Here is an 18,084-nt window from a genome sequence, read left to right on the forward strand (position 1 = left end):
ACTAGTGGAGCTGGCGGGGCTGGTGGGCAGGCGGGTCGCGCTGCGGCATCGGCTGGGTACGGAGGACGGCCGGCCGCTGTACACCGACGCCGTCGGCGAGCTGGCCGACGACGGGCCGGAGGCCGTGCTGGTGCACACCAGGCGCGGACAGGTGCGGGTGGCCAGGGACGCGGTGGTCGCGGTCAGGGAGATTCCGCCGCCGGTGCCCCGGCGGCCGTCCTGGGCGGCGGTGGCGCGGCTGGAGAACGTCTGCGCGGACGCCTGGCCGGCGCCGCTGGAGCGCCCGCTCGGGCAGTGGCGGCTGCGGGCGGCGGGTGGGTTCACCGCGCGGGCCAACTCGGCGCTGGCGGTCGGCGACCCGGGGCGGCCGGTGGCGGACGCGCTGGCGGAGGTGGTCGGGTTCGCGGACGAGCACGGGGTTGAGCCGCGCGCGCAGGTGCCGCGCGACTCGCCGTGGCACCGGAACCTGGCCGCGCACGGGTGGGTGCTCGACGAACGGCACGCGGCGGGCGCGGAGGTCAGCGTGCTGGTCACCGAGCTGTCCGAGCTGACCGGGCTGGCCGAGCCGTCCGGCGGGTTGCGGCTGGCCGTGGAGGAGAACCCCGGTGAGGACTGGTGGCGGCTGGCCGGGGACGCCCCGGTGACCGCCGCACAGCGCCACGTGCTCACCGCGCCCGGGCTGGCGCACGTCGGGTTCGGGGTGGCCTCGGATGCGGCGGACGCGGTGATCGGCGCGGTGCGGCTGGCGGTGCTGGACGAGCACCTGCATGTGGCACGGCTGGCGGTCGCGCCCGAGCACCGGCGGCGCGGGGTGGCGGTGGCGCTGACGGGCGCGGCGGCGCGGTGGGCGGCGGCGCGGTCCGCGCGGTGGTGCGTGCTCCAGGTAGCCGACCACAACACCGCCGCGCTCGGGCTGTACCGGCGGCTGGGCTTCCGGCCGCACCACCGGTACGTCTACCTGCGCCCGCCGGGGTGAGGCCGCGCGGTCAGGAGGTGCGCTCCAGGATGACCACCGGGATGTCCCGGTCGGTGCGGCCCTGGTACTCCTCGTACGGCGGGTAGACGCCGACCATGGTGCGCCACAGCGCGGGCTTCTCCTCGGGGGTCGCGGTGCGGGCTCGGGCGGTGAACTTCTCCGGCCCTACTTGCAGCTGGACCTCGGGGTTCGCGGTCAGGTTGCGGTACCAGAGCGGGTGCTCGGGCAGGCCGCCCTGCGAGGCGACGAGCAGGTAGTTCTCGCCGTCCCTGCCGTAGATCAGCGCGGTGCGGCGTGGGGTGCCGGAGCGGCGGCCGATCGTGGTGAGCAGCAGGGTCGGGTAGCCGTTCCAGTCGTGGCCGTCGGCGCCGTTGGTGGCGAGGTAGCGCTGGATGTGCTCGTTGACCCAGTCGCGCGGGCTGTTCGTGGTCTCCGTCATATCAGAAGACGGTAATACGGTTCGGGTGGGTCAGTCCGGTGGCGACACGGACGAGGTGGGTGGCGCCGGCGGGTCGGAGGAGGGTGGCGCGGGCGGGCGGGTGGGGCGCAGCATTCGGCCGATCCGGAACGCGGCCGGCAGCACGGCGGCGGCCAGCAGCAACAGCGCCGACAGGTCGCCGACCAGCAGCACGTCCCCGCCCGGCCCGGCGAAGGCCAGCACGCCGCAGGTCAGGAACCACAGCCCGAGCGGCGCCGCGGCCCAGCGCGGCCCGGCCAGCTCGCCGACCCGGCGCACCAGCCACGGCGAGCTCATCAACGCCACCAGCGCGCTGAGCGGCAGCGGGACGCCCCCGACCGACGCGGTCACGAACATCATCTCCAGGATGGCCAGGAGCACGGCGTCGACCAGGAGCACGAACACCACCAGCATGGCGTGCGCCCGGTCGGCCGCCGCCTGCGCCCGGTCCGCGACGGCCGAGCCGTCCAGCGCCGTGCGGCGTTCCAGGAACACCGCCGGTTCCTCCGACGCGGAACCGGACTCGGACGGCGACGGCGCGCGCTGCTCGTCCGACACCGCTCGATCGTCGGTCATGACGGCTCGACCCCCTCGAACAGGTCGGTCTCGTCCAGCGAACCGCGCCCTGCGTCGACTCGAGCCCCGACCAGCGTGAAGTACTCGGTGGCCAGCACCGGCTGGGCCAGCTCGTTGGTGAGCGCGAACGCGCGCTGCCCGGCGTGCTCCCAGACGCCCAGCTGGGTGGCGTGCGCGCGCAGGGCGGCGAGCTTGGCGCCGAGCACGGCGGAGACGTCCACCCGGGTGGTCACCGAGGAGTCGGGCACGGACGCCAGCTCCTCCGGCTCCGCGGGCCGCCACGGCAGCCCGTGCTCGCGCGCGCCCGCGAGCCCCTCCAGCCCGTCGAACAGCGCGCCGTGCGGCAGCACCGTCCAGTAGACCTTGCGCACGCTCGGTGCCGTGGCGGTGGCCGCCATGGTGATCTCGTGTGCCCGCACGTGGTCAGGATGCCCGTAGCCGCCGCTCGGGTCGTAGCCGACCACCACCTGCGGCCGGACCTCGGCCATGACCTTGGCCAGCGCCTCGACCTGTTCGGCGCGCGCGCCCGGCGCACAGAACGCCCTGGGATGCAGCTCGCCGGGCGGTGGCGCGCCCGCCCGACCGCCCGCGAGCACCACCATCCCGGAGTCCCGCCAGCGCCCGACCCCGCCGAGGAACCGCTGGTCGGACAGCCCGAGCGCGGCGCGCGCGGCGGCCAGCTCGCCCATCCGGTATCCGCCGAGCTGATCGGCGTGCTCGGCGGCCAGCCCGGCCAGCTCGGGCACCATCACCTCGCCCCGCTCGCCCAGCGTGCAGGTGACCAGCGTCACGTGCGTGTCCGGCGCCGCCGCGTACCGCGCGATGGTCCCGCCGGTCGCGATCGTCTCGTCGTCCGGATGCGCGTGCACCAGCAACAGCCGCCGCCCGTTTTCCGCCACCGCCGCACCCTAAGCCCCGGCGCGGCGTCAGCGGGACGCGCGGGCGCCGGCGAGCGCGGACTCCAGGGGTTCGGGGAAGTGGCAGGCCGCCTTCTGGGCCGAGCCGCGCACCGGCGCGAGCGGCGGTTCCTCGGCGGCGCAGATGTCCTGGGCCTTCCAGCAGCGGGTGCGGAACCGGCAGCCGGACGGCGGGTTCAGCGGGCTGGGCACGTCGCCGGTGAGCATGATCCGCTCGCGGCGGCGCTCGGCGATCGGGTCCGGCACCGGCGCGGCGGACAGCAGCGCCTGCGTGTACGGATGTCGGGCGTCGGCGTAGATCTCGTCCCTGGTGCCGGTCTCGACGATCTTGCCGAGGTACATCACGGCCACCCGGTCCGAGATGTGCCGCACCACCGACAGGTTGTGCGCGATGAACAGGTACGCCACCCCCAGCCGCTCGCGCAGCGAGGCCAGCAGGTTGACCACGCCGGCCTGCACCGAGACGTCCAGCGCGGACACCGGCTCGTCCAGCACCACCAGCCGGGGCCGCAGCGCCAGCGCGCGGGCGATGCCGATCCGCTGGCGCTGCCCGCCGGAGAACTCGTGCGGGTAGCGGTTGCGGTGCTCCGGGTTGAGCCCGACGATCTGGAGCAGCTCGTCCACCCTGCCCTGCACGTCGACGTCGACCTGGGGGTGGATCTCGAACGGCTCGGCGACGATGTTGTTCACCGTCCAGCGCGGGTTCAGCGACGCGTACGGGTCCTGGAACACGATCTGCAGGTCGCGGCGCAGCGCCCGCATCCGCCGGTCGCCGGCCGTGGTCAGCTCCTCGCCGCCGAAGCGCACCGACCCGGACGTCGGCTCGTGCAGCCGCAGGATGCACCGCCCGACCGTGGACTTCCCGCAGCCGGACTCGCCGACCAGCCCGAGCGTCTCCCCCGACCGCAGGTCCAGCGACACACCGTCCACCGCGCGCAGCTGGCCCACCGTGCGCGGGATGATCCCGCCGCCGCGCACCGGGAAGTCCTTCACCAGGTCGCGCACCTCGAGCAGCGAGCGGGTGGACGTGCTCACGAGGCCTCCTCGGTGAGCTGCCGGTCGAAGATCCGCCCGGCCAGCTCGTCACCGGACAGCTCCGACCAGCGCACGCACCGCGTGAGATGCCCCTTCGCGGCCGCCGCCAGCTCCGGCTCGTCCTCCCGGCAACGGTCCTGGACCAGCGGGCAACGCGGCCCGAACGAGCACCCCGGCGGCAGGTGCAGCGGCGAGGGCGGCGCGCCCGCGATCGGCGTGAGCCGCTGCCCGACCTGCTCCGGGTTCGGCACCGACCCGAGCAGCCCCACCGTGTACGGCATCCGCGGATGCGCGAACAGCTCGTCCACGCCGGCGGACTCCACCACGGTGCCCCCGTACATCACCAGCACCCGGTTCGCCATGCCGGCCACCACGCCCAGGTCGTGGGTGATCATCATGACGGCGGCGCCTGCCTCGGTGGCGGCCTCGGTCAGGGTCTCCAGGATCTGCGCCTGCACGGTGACGTCCAGCGCGGTGGTCGGCTCGTCCGCGATGATCAGCTCCGGGCCGTTGATGATGGCCATCGCGATCATCGCGCGCTGCCGCATGCCGCCGGAGAACTCGTGCGGGTACTGCCGCGCGCGGCGCCCCGGCTCCGGGATGCCGACCCGCTCCAGCGCCTCGACGGCCTTGCGGTTCGCCTCCCGCCGCCGGGCCTTGTTGTGCGCCCGATACGCCTCGGCCAGCTGCCAGCCCACCGGGTACACCGGGTTCAGCGAGGTCATCGGGTCCTGGAAGATCATCGCGAGCCGGCTCCCGCGCAGCTTGCGCAGGTCGTCCGCGCCGCCGCCGACCAGCTCGGTGCCGTCCAGCAGGATCGACCCGCGCACCGTGGCGTTGCGCGGCAGCAGCCCCATCACCGCCTGCGCGGTGACCGACTTGCCGCACCCGGACTCGCCCACCACCCCGAGCACCTCACCGGCGCCCAGCGACAGCGACACCTCCCGCACCGCGCGCACCAGGCCGTCCTCGGTGTGGAAGTCCACCGAGAGGCCGTCCACCTCCAGGAGGGTCATGTGCGGACCCTCCGCTGCCGTGGGTCGAAGGCGTCGCGCAGCCCGTCGCCGATGAAGTTGACCGACAGCGAGATCAGCACGATGAGCAGGAACGGGAACCAGAACAGCCACGGCAGCGTGGCCAGCTCGTTCTTGTTCTCGTTGATCAACAGCCCGAGGGACGCCTCCGGCCGGTGCACCCCGAGCCCGACGAACGACAGCGCGGACTCCAGCAGCACCGCCTGCGCCACCGTGACGGTGGCGTTCACGATGATCACGTCGACGGTGTTGGGCAGGATGTGCTTGAACACGATGCGGCCGGTGTTCGCGCCCAGCGCCCGGGTGGCCTCCACGAACTCCTTCTCCCGCAGCGAGAGCACCATGCCGCGCATCGTCCTGGCGATGGGGAACCAGGAGGTGAACAGCGCGATGATCAGCGCCACGGTCAGCCAGTTGCCGGCGTTGTTCCCGGACGGGGCCAGCGTGAACGTGTGCCTGGCCAGCACGGCGGCCACCACCAGCGGCGGGATGCACAGCATCAGGTCGATGAGCCGGCTGATGGTGGCGTCCACCCAGCCGCGCAGGTAGCCGGCCAGCGCGCCCAGCACCACCCCGAGCGCGGTGGCCACCACCGCGACCACCAGCGCGATCTGCAGCGAGAACCGGGTGCCGGAGATCACCGAGGCGAGCATGTCGTGCCCGATCCGGTCGGTGCCGAACGGGAAGGCCGCGCCGGGCGGGACCTTCGCCGGATAGTCCGTGTACGGAGAGTGTCTCCAGACCAGCGGGCCGCCGAACGCGAACGCCAGCAACAGCGCGAACACCAGCATGCCTGCCACCGCCGCCCGGTGCCGCAGGAACCTGCGCAGCACCGTGCGCCGGTGCGAGCGGGCGCGGGTCTCGGCGAAGCCCGCGGCGGCCGCGTCGGTGGTGGTGGGGACCAGGTCAACCAAGGCGGATCCTCGGGTCGAGGTAGGCGTACACCAGGTCGGCCAGCAGGTTGAACCCGATGATGACCGCGGCGGTCACCATCATCCAGCCCTGCACCATCCACGGCTCCCTCTTGGTGATCGCGTCCACGATCAGCGCCCCCATGCCGCGCCAGCCGAACACCGTCTCGGTGATCACCGCGCCGCCGATCAGGACGCCGATGTTCAGCGCGAACACCGTCACCACCGGGATCAGCCCGTTGCGCGCCGCGTGCCGCAGCACCACCCGGGTCTGGGTCAGCCCCTTGGCCCGCGCGGTGCGCACGTAGTCGGCGTTCAGCACGCCGAGCATGGACGCCCGCTGGAACCGGCTGTACAGCGCGAACTGGATGGCCACCAGCGACAGCACCGGCAGCAGGTACGCCCCGGTGTACTGGTAGAGCAGCTGCCCGAGCCCGCCGGCGAACCCGGCGTCCGGTGGCCCGGCGGTGACGATCCAGCGGCCGAGGCCCGCGTCCTCCAGCCAGTTGTTCAGCTGGATGCCGCCGAACTTGAGGATCACCGCCACGCAGAACAGCGGCATGGAGAACATGAAGAACGCCAGCCCGGTCGCGGCGTAGTCGAACGCCGAGTACTGCCGGACCGCGCCGACCACCCCGATGGCCATCCCGATCAGCAGCGCCAGCACCTCGGCGACCACGATCAGGCGCACCGTCACGCCCAGCGCGCGGCCGACCTCCGAGCGCACGTCCAGGTCGCCGCTGCCCGGGCTGACCGTCGTCTTCCAGTCGCCCTTGACGAACCCGCCGACCCAGTCCAGGTAGCGCTGCGGTGCCGGCTTGTTCCAGCCGATCCGCTCGTACTGCGCCGCCACCTCCGCCGGCGCGCGCGGGCGCTCCAGCTTCCATTCCGCCAGCGGGTCGCCCATCGCCAGCGTCAGCCCGAAGGTCAGCACGGACGCGGCGAGCAGCAGCGGGATCGCGATCAACACCCGCCTGATGACGTAGCGCAGCATGCTATCCGGACTTCTGCCAGGCGAACGCGTTCCACAGCGCGCCGCCGGTACTGATGTAGCTGACCGGGCCGAACCCGCGCTGCGCGCAGGCGAAGTCGGTGAGCTGGAACAGCGGAATACTGTGCATATCCTCGGCCATCACCTGGTCGGCTTCGTTGAGGGTCGCCAGCCGAGCAGCGTAGTCGAGCTGGGTGTTGGCCTTGATCAGTAGGTCGTCCACCTTCGGGTTGGCGTAGTTGTTGTAGCTGGCGAACCCGCCGCGCGCCTTGCTCACGTAGTTCTGGTTGAGGCTGGACTTGACCGACGAGGCCACCCAGGCGAACAGCGCGGCGTCGAAGTCACCGGCGGGAAGCTGCTGGTCGTTGAACGCCTCGTTGCCCGCGTCGATGACCTCGATCCCGGCGGGGCGGCAGCTGCCCTGAATGAGCTGGACGGTCTGGTTGCGCCGGTCCACCAGCTTGTGCCCGACCCGGAAGCTGGCCCGCTGGCCGCCCTTGGCGAACACCCCGTCCGGGCCGGGCGCCCAGCCGGCGTCGGTGAGCAGCTTGCGCGCCTGGTCCGGCTTGCCGCCGATGCCCGCGTAGTGGTCCTGGTAGCCGGCCTCGTTCGGGTTGAGCAGGAAGTTGCCCAGCGGCTTGGCGTTCGGGTCCACGCTGCGCACCAGCTTGGAGACGATGTCCTCCCGGTTCACGCACGCCGCGACGGCCTTGCGCAGCTCGGGGTGGTCGCGGAACAACGGCCGCGTCATGTTGAAGTCCACGTGCTCGTAGGACTGCCCGCCGCGGGCGAACACCGTGAAGTCGCCGCCCGCGCGCACCTGCTCGGCGATCGCCGACTCCACCTGCGGCGCGATGACCTGCGCCTCCTTGTTCAGCAGCTTCTGCACGGCGGCCTGCGAGTCGGTCACCGCCGTGACGTCCAGCTTGGCGGGGCCGCCGGGGTTCGCCCACCACCGCTCGTTGCGGACCAGCACGGCCCGCTGGTTGCGGGTGGAGCTCTCGATCTTGTAAGGCCCGGCGGAGAGCCCCACGGCGGGGTCGAAGTCGTTCCAGCCCTTGGTGTAGAAGTCCGCCGCCTTGTGCACCTCGGGGGTGTCGGCGTCGACGGGCACCTTGGTGATGTCCGGGATGCCGGTGCGCTGTTCCAGGATGTGCGCGGGCAGCAGCTGGTTGCCGGCCTGGCCGGCCGTCGACCACATGCCTCGGTAGTCCGCGAACGGCGCCTTGAACGTCACGGTGACCGTCTTGCCGTCCGGCGAGCACTCCAGCTTGGAGATCTGGTCGTAGCCGATCGGGGGCGAGTCGAAGGCCTGCGCGCCGCCGGGGGTCTTGGCGGTGCTCGCGCCGGCCAGGTAGAGCAGGTACATGTCCTTGCAGCCGACCGGGGCGCCGTCCGACCAGACCGCCTCCGGCCGCCACTTGTACTCGACCACCTGCGGGTCGGTCGACCTGACCGTGACCGACTCCATGTAGTCGCGGTCGACCTTGAGGCTGAAGTCGCTGTCCACGAAGAACGGCGACGGCGTCCACAATGGGTAGAAGTACACGTTGGCCTGGGAGTTCGCCGACGCCGTGTTGTTGTTGTAATCCTGGAAGCTCTCCTCGACGGTGACCGAGACCGTCCCGATGTCGGCCACCTTGGGCCGGGAGTACGGCTGGTCGTTGCCGCCGATGCCGCCCGGCTTGAGGCTCTGCTCCCGGCCCACGTCCGCGCCGCCACCGCCGCCACCGGCGCCGCCCGAGCAGGCCGAAAGGCCCAGCACGACGGCCGTGACGAGCGCGGCGGCCACAATTGTTCCCCTCATTGCGCCCCTCCGTTGCGCCGCGACCGCGCGCCGCGCACGCCCGGGGGACGTTAGAACCGTCCCGGCGACGTTGTCACCCTCCGCGGCCGGTTGTAACCCAGCAGTGACCCTCGGACGTTACCTCGTCACTGTTCGAGCGGCAGCCAGGTCGCGGCGGTCTCGAACGGGCCCCGGGTGAGCGGGCCGGGGCCGATGCCGCCGGTGGCCCGGTCGCCCTTCTGGGTGGTCACCAGGGTGGTGACCGGCTGGAACAGCGGGATCGCCGGCAGCTGCTGCCAGAGCGTGGACTCGATGGTGCCGCTGGCCTGCTCGACCCCGACCGCGCCGAGGAGGGTGGCGTCGAGCGTCGGCTGCAGGCCGGTGGAGCAGAAGCCGGTGGCGTTGCGCGCGGGCTGCGCGACGCCGGCCATGCCGGGCGGGCAGCCGTAGTTGGACACCGCGGTGCTGGTCAGGTCCCCGCCGACGGCGCGCGGCATCACCTCGAGGTCCACCGAGACGCCGGCCGGCGCGGGCGGCGGGGGCGGCGAAGCGCTGGGCGAGGAGTTGGCCGAGGCGCCGGCGGACGCGGCCTGGCCGGCGGAGGGGGGTGTTGGGGTGGCGGCCACCGGGGTCGGGCCGGGCGGTTCCGCGGAACCGGGTTTGGCGACTCGGGTCGGGGTGGCGCCGGGGCTCGCGCCGGCGTTCGGGCTGGGGCTCGGACTCGGGCTGGGGCTCGCGGACGCCGACGCGGACGCCGACGCGGACGCCGAGGGCGGGGTCGGGGGCACGGTCGGCTCGGTGAACAGCACGTCGCCAGGCGCGGTGACCAGCTCGGCGTCGATGCCGGCGGCGTCGAGCTGGCGCGCCACCTCCCTGGCGACCTCGGTGAACCGGGGTCGGTCGGTGGGCGCCCCGACCACGATCCGCAGCGGCTGGCCGGACGGCGTGGCCCAGCGGCCCTTCGGGGTGCGCTGGTAGCCGGCGGCGGTGAGCTGCTGGGTGAGGTGGGCGGGGTCCGGGTGCAGGGGGGCGCCCGGCGGGGCTGTCGGGCGGTAGCCGGGCTCGGACGGTGCCAGGAGCTGGGCGTCGTCGCGCACCCCGCCCGCGCCGTTGCCGGTGCCGATGGCGATCAGCGCGTCACGGTTCAGCGCGGCGCCGACCGCCCTGCGGACCTTCTGGTCGGCCAGCACGCCCCGGTCCGTGCGCATGCCCAGCTGCACCACGTACGGCTGGGCCACGCCCTGCAGCCGCGCCGCCGGGCCGAGCTGATGCAGCGCGGCCAGGGTCGGCTGGTCCGGCCAGACCTGCGCGACCGGGAGGTCACCGGCCCGCACCCCGTCCAGCAGCCCGTTCGGGTCGACCCGGCGCATGATCAGGCTGTCCACGGCGGCCGGGGTGGCCCAGTAGTGGTCGTTGCGGGCGAGCACGAGCTGGCCCCGGTCGCGGTCCAGCGCGGTCACCACGAACGGCCCGCCGGACACCGGGACGCCGTCGGCCAGCGCGGTGGCCCAGCTCCTCGGCGCGTCCTTGAGCAGGTGCGCGGGCAGCAGGTCGGAGAACAGCCGCTGCCACCCCGGGTACGGCTGGGCGAACACCACGTCCACCGCCTTGCCGCCGGCCCGGCTGCGCACGTCGGTGATCAGCCGGTACCCGGCGGCGTCCACCACCCCGGGCTCGCTGCGCATCCGTTCCCACAGGTAGACGAAGTCCTCGGCGGCGATCGGGGTGTTGTCCGACCAGGACGCGGCCAGCGACAGCTCGTAGCTGACCGTGAACGGCGCCGTGGAGACCACCTTCGCGCTGTTGGCCACCGTGGGGTCCAGCACCCGCTCGCCGTTCGCGCCGGGGCGGAACACCGACGGGAGCACCAGCGCGGCCACCGCCGTGGAGACCGGCGACAGGTCGGAGATCTGGTGCGGGTTGAACCCGTTGCCCAGGTGGTCCACCCCGACCACCAGCCGCTTGCCCTGCTCCGGGGTGGCCGGCGGGGGCGGGGGCGGCGGCGGGACGGCCGGGATCGCCTCCGGCGGGAGCGCGCTGGAGCACCCGGTGAGCAGGGCCATGACGACGGCAAGCAACAGCCACCGCGAGCCGTCACCAGCCCGTCGCACGCCGCCCATGGACCTCCGCCCTGTCAAACTCGGTAGGGGTTGTTCACGCTCCCGCCACGAGGGCGGGCCGTAGGCCTGTCCGAGTGGCTGGATCAAGCGTTGTCGTCGCCGAAGGCGACTCGTGGACAACCCCCCGGTGTGACAGCCATCCTCCCAAAGGCTACGAGGGCGTGAGCGGGGAGTATTGCTATATCGGCTGATGGGCCGAGTCAGCGGGGGTTGCGGGCGCGCGCCCTGGCGCGGGCGCGCAGGTGGGCGTCCAGCTCGGTCTTGCGCACCCGCACCGCGCCCGGGGTGATCTCCACGCACTCGTCGGGCGCGCAGAACTCCAGCGCCTGCTCCAGGTTCAGCAGGGTCGGCGGGGTGAGCCGCTCCAGCTCGTCGCCGGTGGAGCTGCGCACGTTCGTGAGCTTCTTCTCCCTGGTGATGTTGATCTCCAGGTCGTCGCCTCGGGTGTGCTCGCCGACCACCATGCCGGCGTACACCTGGGTGCCGGGCGCCACGAACAGGGTGCCCCGGTCGGCCAGCTGCAGGCAGGCGTACGTGGTGACCGGGCCGGAGCGGTCGGAGACCAGCGAACCGGTGCGCCGGGTGCGCAGCTCGCCGACCCACGGGCGATAGCCGTCGAACACGTGGTTGGCGATGCCCGAGCCCCTGGTGACCGTCAGAAACTCCGTGCGGAAGCCGATCAGGCCCCGGGACGGCACCGTGTAGTCCACCCGGACCCGGTGCTCGCCGTGGGTCATCTGGATCAGCTCGCCCTTGCGCGCGGCCAGCAGCTGGGTGATCGCGCCGAGGTGCTCGGTCGGGACGTCCACGGACAGCCGCTCGTACGGCTCGTGCAGCTTGCCGTCGACGGTCCTGGTGACCACCTCGGGCTTGCCGACGGTCAGCTCGAAGCCCTCCCTGCGCATGGTCTCCACCAGCACCGCCAGCGCCAGCTCGCCCCGGCCCTGGACCTCCCAGGCGTCCGGGCGCTCGGTGGGCAGCACGCGAAGGCTGACGTTGCCGACCAGCTCGGCGTCCAGCCGGCCGCGCACCAGCCGGGCGGTGAGCTTGGTGCCGGGGTGCTCCCCGTTGGCGGAGCGGCCGGCCAGCGGGGAGGTGTTGATCCCGATGGTGACCGAGATGGCCGGCTCGTCCACCTCGATGCGCGGCAGCGGGCGCGGGTCGTCCAGCGCGGCCAGCGTGTCCCCGATCATCAGCTCCGGGATGCCGGCCACCGCGACCAGGTCGCCGGCCTCGGCGGAGTCGGTGGGCTCGCGGGTCAGCGCCTGGGTGCGGAGCAGCTCGGTGATCTTGACGCTCTGGATGCTGCCGTCGGCGCGGCACCAGGCCACCGTCTGGCCCCGGTACAGCCGCCCGGCGCGCACCCGGCACAGCCCGATGCGGCCCAGGTAGCTGGTCGCGTCCAGGTTGGTCACGTGCGCGCGCAGCGGCTCGTCCGGGTTGTCCGCCGGCGGCGGCACGGCGGCGGTGAGCACCTCGAACAGCGCCTCCAGCCCGTCGGCGTCCGGGACGGTGCCGTCCTGGGGCCGCTGCCGCGACGCCTTCCCGGCGCGGGCGCTGGCGTAGACCACCGGCAGGTCGAGCAGGTTCGCCGTGACGTCCTCGCCGAGCTGCAGCTCGTCGGCGAGCTCCAGCAGCAGCTCCAGCGACTCGTCCACGACCTCCTCGCAGCGGGCGTCCGCGCGGTCGGTCTTGTTCACCACCAGCACCACCGGCAGGTGCGCGGAGAGCGCCTTGCGCAGCACGAACCGGGTCTGCGGCAGCGGGCCCTCGCTGGCGTCCACCAGCAGCAGCACGCCGTCGACCATGGACAGCCCGCGCTCGACCTCGCCGCCGAAGTCGGCGTGGCCGGGGGTGTCCACCACGTTGATGGTCATCCCACCGTGGCTGATCGCGGTGTGCTTGGCCAGGATTGTGATGCCCTTCTCCCGCTCCAGGTCACCGGAGTCGAGCACCCGGTCCAGCGGCTCGGTGCGCTCGCCGAACGCGCCGGACTGGCGCAGCATCGCGTCGACCAGCGTGGTCTTGCCGTGGTCGACGTGCGCCACGATGGCCACGTTGCGCAGGTCTGTTCTGACGACCGTGCGCAGCCGGTCCGGAGCCTGGGTAGGCACGCGCGTACTCCTGGGGGTGAGAGGGGCGGTACCTCCAGGATACCCGGGGTCTCTTCGCTGCCCGCTACGACGCTGGTCACGGTCGTCTGGAGTAGCGCGCCGCGAGCGCGACCGCCAGCAGGCCGGCCGCGGCCATCGCGGCGCCGGCCACCGGCGGGCCGGTCACGCCCAGCGGGGTGTCGATCGCGACCCCGCCGAGGTACGCGCCGAGCGCGGCGCCCGAGTTCGTCGCCGAACCGCCCACGGCGGCGGCGAGCAGCGGCGCGCCCTCGGCCTGCCCGATCAACCTGGTCATGAACGGCGCGACCATGGCGAACGCACCGGCCCCGACGACGACCAGCAGTCCTGTCGCCACAACCGGCGAGCGCGCGCCGGCGGCCAGCCCGAGCAGCCCGGCGGCGAGCACCCCGAGCGCGATGCCGAGCAGCCGGAGCTGGGCGCCGCCGAACCTGCCCCCGATGGAGTTGCCGACTAGCAGCCCGATCCCGAACAGCGCGAGCACCGGGGCGATCGCCCGGGGCGAGAAGCCGCTTGCCGTGGTCAGCAGCGGGGCGATGTAGGTGTACGCCGCGAAGAGGCCACCGGGCCCGGCCACGCCGATCGCCAGCGTGAGCCATACCTGGCGGCTCCGGAACGCCCCGAACCCGCTCCCCCTCGGCGCGGGCGAGGACGGCGGCGGCGTCGGCACCGCGGCGACGACCGCCGCCAGCGCCACCACACCAAGCGCGGCGACCGCCCAGAAGGTGGCGCGCCACCCGAGCTGCTGCCCGACCAGCGCGCCCAGCGGGCTGCCGGCGACGTTGGCCGCCGTGCCGCCGGCGAACACCAGCGCGATGGCCCGGGTGCGCAGTGCCGGCGCGACCAGGTCGGCGGCGACGACCGAGGCGGTGGCGAGGAACGCGCCCTGCCCCAGCGCGCCGAACACCCGGCCCGCCATGAGCGGCCCGTACGACCCGGCCACGGCGGACAGCAGGTTGCCGGCGACGAACACGGCGGCGGCGACCACCAGGAGCCGCCGCCGGGGCACCCGCGTCCCGGCGACGACGAACAGCGGGCCGCCGATGACGATGGCCAGGGCGTAGCCGGATATCAGCAGTCCCGCCGTGGAGATGCCGACGCCCAGGTCCGAGGCGATGTCGGGCAGCAGGCCCGCGATCACGAACTCGGCCGTACACATCACGAACGCACCGGCGGCGAGCGCGAGCAGGGCCAGGCGGGGGAACGAGCGGGACGGGGCGGCTTTGACAACGGTGACGGCGCTCATGGTCAGCCCACGACGGCCAGGGCCGGGCGCGCCGCGGTCCGCAGGGCGGAGACGAGGGTAGCGAGGGCGGCGGTGTGGGCGGGGTCGCGGAGCACGTCGGTGCCGGGCTCGAACGCCTGGTCGGCCAGCGGCAGGGAGAAGGACGGCTCCAGGACGGTGCCGCCGGCGATCTCCAGCACCTTGCCGAGGTGCTGGGCCGCCCACGCGCCGCCGTAGTCGCCGGGGCTGGCGCTGGTGATCCCGACGGGCTTGCCGGTGAGCACCGAGTCGCCGTAGGGCCGAGAGGCCCAGTCCAGCGCGTTCTTGAGCTGGCCTGGGATCGAGCCGTTGTACTCGGGGGTGGAGACCAGCAGCGCGTCGGCGCCGGCGATCGCCGCGCGCATGTCGGCCACGGCGGCCGGGGTGTCGTCCTCGCCGTCCTCGTTGAACGGCGGGATGGCGCCCAGGCCGCACCACAGCTCGACCCAGGTGTCGTCGGCCGTGGCGGCCGCGGCGCGCAGCAGGGCGGTGTTGACGGAGTCGGAGCGCAGGCTGCCGGAGATGGCCAGGATGCGGGGGGCGGGGCGGCGGATGTTCATCGGTCTTCCTCTCGGTGTTGTCCTGTTCGACGTCACCGACGGTGCGCCCCCGCGCTTACCGGTCACTTCCCGTCCACTGACGGGTCGACGGCTACCGTCGTAAGCGTGCGATTCGGGGTGCTCGGCCCGCTGGCGGTGTGGACCGACGCCGGCGAGCCGGTGGTGGTGCCGGGTGCGCTGGTCCGCGCGCTGCTCGCCGACCTGCTGGTGCACCGGGGGAACCTGGTCACCGCCGACCGCCTGATCGACGACCTGTGGGGTGCCGACGCGCCCCGCCAGCCGCTCGGCGCGCTGCAGGTCAAGGTCTCGCAGCTGCGGCGGGCCCTCGACGGCGCCGAGCCGGGCGCCCGGGGGCTGGTGGTCTCGCGCGGTCCGGGCTACGTCCTCGACGTGCCGGCCGCCGCCGTGGACGCTGGGCGGTTCGCCGAGCTGGTTTCCGAGGCGGTCACCGCGGCGGGGCGCGCCACCGAGCGGCCGGCGGCGGTCGCGAAGCGCCTGGACGAGGCGCTCGCGCTGTGGCGGGGGCCGGCGTTCGCCGACGTCACCGACGAGGAGTTCGCCGCGCCCGCGATCGCCGAGCTGGAGGAGCTGCGCCTCGGCGCCGTCGAGCAGCACGCCGAGGCCCGGCTGGAGCTGGGCGAGCTGGACGCCGTGATCGGCGAGCTGAGCACGCTGCTCGACCGGCACCCGCTGCGGGAGAAGCTGCACGCCACGCGGCTGCGCGCGCTGTACCGGGCCGGCCGGCAGGCCGAGGCGCTGCAACGCTACGACGAGCTGCGCGTGCGGTTGCGCGACGAGCTCGGCCTGGACCCCTCGCCCGAGCTGGTCGAGCTGCACCGGGCGATCCTCGCCCAGGAGCCCACGCTGCACGGTGGCCCGCCGGTGAGCGCCGCGACGGCGCGGACGAACCTGCCCGAGGCGTGGGACGAGACCGTCGGCAGGGAGCGTGACGTCGCTGACCTGCGCGCCCTGCTCGGGACGGCCCGGCTGGTCACGCTCACCGGCCCCGGCGGCGTCGGGAAGACGCGGCTGGCCGTCGAGACCGCGCGCCTGCTGGTCCCCACGACGCCGGACGGGGTGCGGATGGTGGACCTGTCGGGGGTGGACTCGGCTCGCGGCGACGGGGTGGGCGAGCTGGCCGAGCTGGTGGCGGCCGACCTGGACCTGCACGACGACGCCTCCGGCGACCCGCTGCGCCGGATCGTCGACGCGGTGGCCGACCGGCACGTGCTGCTGCTGCTCGACAACTGCGAGCAGGTCGTCGAGCCGGCGGCCGAGCTGGTCGCCACGTTGCTGCGTCGGACGCGGGAGCCGAGGGTGCTCGCGACCAGCCGGGAACCGCTGGGCCTGCGCGGCGAGATCGTGCGCCCGGTGCCGGCGCTCGACCTGCCGGCCGATGCGGACGACGCCGAGGGCTCCCCGGCCGTGCGGCTGTTCGTCGCCCGCGCCACCGCGACGGCGCCGGGGTTTCGGCTCAGCCGGGAGAACGCCGCGCTGGTCGCCGGCGTCTGCCGGCAGCTCGACGGCCTCCCGCTCGCGCTGGAGCTCGCGGCGGCCCGCGTCCGCACGCTCGGACTGGCCGAGCTGGCCGCGCGCCTCGACGACCGGTTCCGGGTGCTCGGCTCCGGCCCTCGGGACGCTCCCGCTCGGCAGCGGACGCTGCGCGCCGTCATGGACTGGAGCTGGGAGCCGCTGTCGGAATCCGAGCGGGCGGTGCTGCGCCGGCTCGCGGTCACCGCCGACGGGTGTGTGGCGGGGCTCGCCGAGCGGGTGTGTGCGGGCGGGCCCGTCGAGGCGGGCGACGTGCTGGAGCTGCTGTCCCGGCTGGCGGACCGCTCGCTGGTGCTGCCGGTCGAGGCCGGCGGCCGCACCCGGTACCGGCTGCTCGAAACGGTCTCCGCGTACGCCATCGAACGGCTGCGCGAGGCCGGCGAGGAGGAGCACGTCAGGTACCGCCACGCGGTCGCCGCCACCGAGCTCGCCGAGCGCGCCTCCGTCCGGCTACGCGGCCCCGACCAGCGAGAATGGCTGGACCGGCTGGACGCCGAGGCGGCGAACCTGCGGGCGGCGCTGGACACCGCCGTCGCCCGGCCCGACCCGGCGCTCGCGCTGCGGCTGGTCGGCGCGCTGACCTGGTACTGGTTCCTGCGCGGCCGCCAGCGCACGGCCGCAAGATCCCTGGGTGCGGCGCTGGAGATCGCCGGGGCGACACCGTCCGATATGAGCGCGGCTCGAGCCGACGCCCGCGCCGCACTCGCGTCCGTCACAATCCGGGAACGCGGCGTCGCCGACTCGGCCGCCCACAGCCGGGCCGCGCTCGCCGAGTACGCCGGGCTGGACACCCCCGGAGCGCTCGCCCACGCCCGCTGGCTGCACGCGCACGTGATGAGCGGGATCGGCGCGCTGGAGGAGTGCGAGCCTCTCGCCCAGGCCGCGCTCGCGACGTTCCGCGAGCTGGGCGACGCGTGGGGCACCGCCGCCTCGGCGCGCGAGACGGGCCTGTACGCGATGACCCGCGGCCGGCTGGACGAGGCGCGGCGGGCGGGCGAGGAGAGCGCGCGCCTGTTCGAGGAGCTGGGCGACCGGTGGGGGCAGGTCATGGCCGCCGAGCTGCTCGGCACCCTCGACGAGATCGCCGGCGACCACGAGTCCGCCGCGCGGCGGCACTCGAACGCCCTGCGGTGGGCCGAGGAGCTGCAGCTGTGGCCGGCCGTGATCGATCACCTGAGCCGCCTCGGCCGGATCGCCGCCCTCACCGGTGACACCGCGCTCGCCGACGAGCACCACCGCCGCGCCATGACGCTCGCCCGCGAGCAGGGATACCAGGCCAAGGCCGTCTACGCCCAGCTCGGCCTGGGCATGGTGGCCCGCCGCACCGGCCGGTTCGACGCCGCGCACGAGCACCTCACCGCCGTGCACGAGTGGCACCGCGACGTCGGCTACGAACCGGGCAAGGCGCTGACGTTCGCCGAGCTCGGGTTCCTCGCCGAACAGCGCGGCGACGCGCGCACCGCCGCCCGGCTGCACTCCGAGGGCCTGGCCGCGGCGCGCCGCACCGGCGACCCCCGCGCGGTCGCGCTGGCCCTCGAAGGGCTCGCCGGCGAGCGCGCGCTGAGCGGGGAGCACGCCCACGCCGCCCGCCTGCTCGGCACCGCCTCGGCCGCCCGCGCCTCGGCCGGCGAGTCGCACGCCAGCACGGACCGCGCCGACCGCGCCGACGTCGAGCGGATCACGGCGGCGGCGCGCGCGGCCCTGGGCGACACGGAGTTCGACGCCGAGTTCGCCCTCGGCGCCACCCTGGACGCCGACGCCGTCCGGTGATGCG

General features: G+C 74.2%; 14 protein-coding genes. 2 read left to right on the forward strand and 12 right to left on the reverse strand.

Annotation, left to right across the window (positions count from 1 at the left end; genetic code table 11):
- Positions 1 to 4 precede the first annotated feature (4 nt).
- On the forward strand, positions 5 to 976 hold the full coding sequence (locus N912_RS0119100) for a GNAT family N-acetyltransferase (protein WP_342670865.1): 972 nt from the start codon (positions 5 to 7) through the stop codon (positions 974 to 976).
- A 10-nt stretch (positions 977 to 986) separates the two neighbouring features.
- Here the strand turns inward: N912_RS0119100 and N912_RS0119105 are convergent, their stop codons facing one another.
- The 12 genes from N912_RS0119105 to N912_RS0119160 form a co-directional block, all read right to left on the reverse strand.
- The gene (locus N912_RS0119105) at positions 987 to 1,415 is read right to left on the reverse strand and encodes a nitroreductase family deazaflavin-dependent oxidoreductase (RefSeq protein ID WP_028923672.1); all 429 of its coding nucleotides are present in this window, start codon (positions 1,413 to 1,415) and stop codon (positions 987 to 989) included.
- A gap of 30 nt (positions 1,416 to 1,445) precedes the next feature.
- Positions 1,446 to 2,009 carry a hypothetical protein gene (locus N912_RS65185; protein WP_064745317.1) on the reverse strand — a complete coding sequence of 188 codons (564 nt, stop codon included), beginning with the start codon at positions 2,007 to 2,009 and terminating at the stop codon, positions 1,446 to 1,448.
- Positions 2,006 to 2,908: an N-acetyl-1-D-myo-inositol-2-amino-2-deoxy-alpha-D-glucopyranoside deacetylase gene (gene mshB, locus N912_RS0119115; RefSeq protein WP_037065362.1), complete on the reverse strand. Its 903-nt coding sequence runs from the start codon at positions 2,906 to 2,908 to the stop codon at positions 2,006 to 2,008. The genes N912_RS65185 and mshB overlap by 4 nt, the downstream gene beginning before the upstream one ends.
- Before the next feature lie 27 nt (positions 2,909 to 2,935).
- A complete protein-coding gene (locus N912_RS0119120; RefSeq protein ID WP_028923674.1) occupies positions 2,936 to 3,961 on the reverse strand; it encodes an ABC transporter ATP-binding protein in 1,026 nt (341 codons plus the stop codon).
- Positions 3,958 to 4,977 carry an ABC transporter ATP-binding protein gene (locus tag N912_RS53030; protein WP_037065363.1) on the reverse strand — a complete coding sequence of 340 codons (1,020 nt, stop codon included), beginning with the start codon at positions 4,975 to 4,977 and terminating at the stop codon, positions 3,958 to 3,960. The genes N912_RS0119120 and N912_RS53030 overlap by 4 nt, the downstream gene beginning before the upstream one ends.
- Complete coding sequence (locus N912_RS0119130) at positions 4,974 to 5,909, reverse strand: ABC transporter permease (protein WP_028923675.1); 936 nt, start codon at positions 5,907 to 5,909, stop codon at positions 4,974 to 4,976. Before N912_RS0119130 ends, N912_RS53030 begins: the two co-directional genes overlap by 4 nt.
- Positions 5,902 to 6,900, reverse strand: a complete 999-nt coding sequence (locus tag N912_RS0119135; RefSeq protein WP_028923676.1) for an ABC transporter permease — start codon at positions 6,898 to 6,900, stop codon at positions 5,902 to 5,904. Before N912_RS0119135 ends, N912_RS0119130 begins: the two co-directional genes overlap by 8 nt.
- Before the next feature lies 1 nt (position 6,901).
- Positions 6,902 to 8,704, reverse strand: a complete 1,803-nt coding sequence (locus N912_RS0119140; RefSeq protein ID WP_028923677.1) for an ABC transporter family substrate-binding protein — start codon at positions 8,702 to 8,704, stop codon at positions 6,902 to 6,904.
- 125 nt (positions 8,705 to 8,829) lie between these two features.
- Complete coding sequence (locus tag N912_RS53035) at positions 8,830 to 10,803, reverse strand: ABC transporter substrate-binding protein (RefSeq protein ID WP_051580418.1); 1,974 nt, start codon at positions 10,801 to 10,803, stop codon at positions 8,830 to 8,832.
- 200 nt (positions 10,804 to 11,003) lie between these two features.
- Complete coding sequence (typA, locus tag N912_RS0119150) at positions 11,004 to 12,917, reverse strand: translational GTPase TypA (RefSeq protein ID WP_028923678.1); 1,914 nt, start codon at positions 12,915 to 12,917, stop codon at positions 11,004 to 11,006.
- A gap of 76 nt (positions 12,918 to 12,993) precedes the next feature.
- A complete protein-coding gene (locus tag N912_RS53040; protein WP_051580419.1) occupies positions 12,994 to 14,181 on the reverse strand; it encodes an MFS transporter in 1,188 nt (395 codons plus the stop codon).
- A gap of 2 nt (positions 14,182 to 14,183) precedes the next feature.
- Entirely contained in the window at positions 14,184 to 14,759 is a 576-nt protein-coding gene (locus N912_RS0119160) for an NADPH-dependent FMN reductase (RefSeq protein ID WP_028923679.1), read from the reverse strand.
- Between the two features lie 105 nt (positions 14,760 to 14,864).
- Between N912_RS0119160 and N912_RS0119165 the strand changes: the two genes are divergently transcribed.
- Positions 14,865 to 18,080 (forward strand): AfsR/SARP family transcriptional regulator, encoded by a 3,216-nt coding sequence (locus N912_RS0119165; RefSeq protein ID WP_028923680.1) that lies wholly within the window; start codon positions 14,865 to 14,867, stop codon positions 18,078 to 18,080.
- Positions 18,081 to 18,084 lie beyond the last annotated feature (4 nt).

It is taken from the genome of Actinospineispora acaciae DSM 45401 (assembly GCF_000620785.1).
In the GTDB taxonomy this organism is placed as follows: Bacteria; Actinomycetota; Actinomycetes; order Mycobacteriales; family Pseudonocardiaceae; genus Pseudonocardia; species Pseudonocardia acaciae.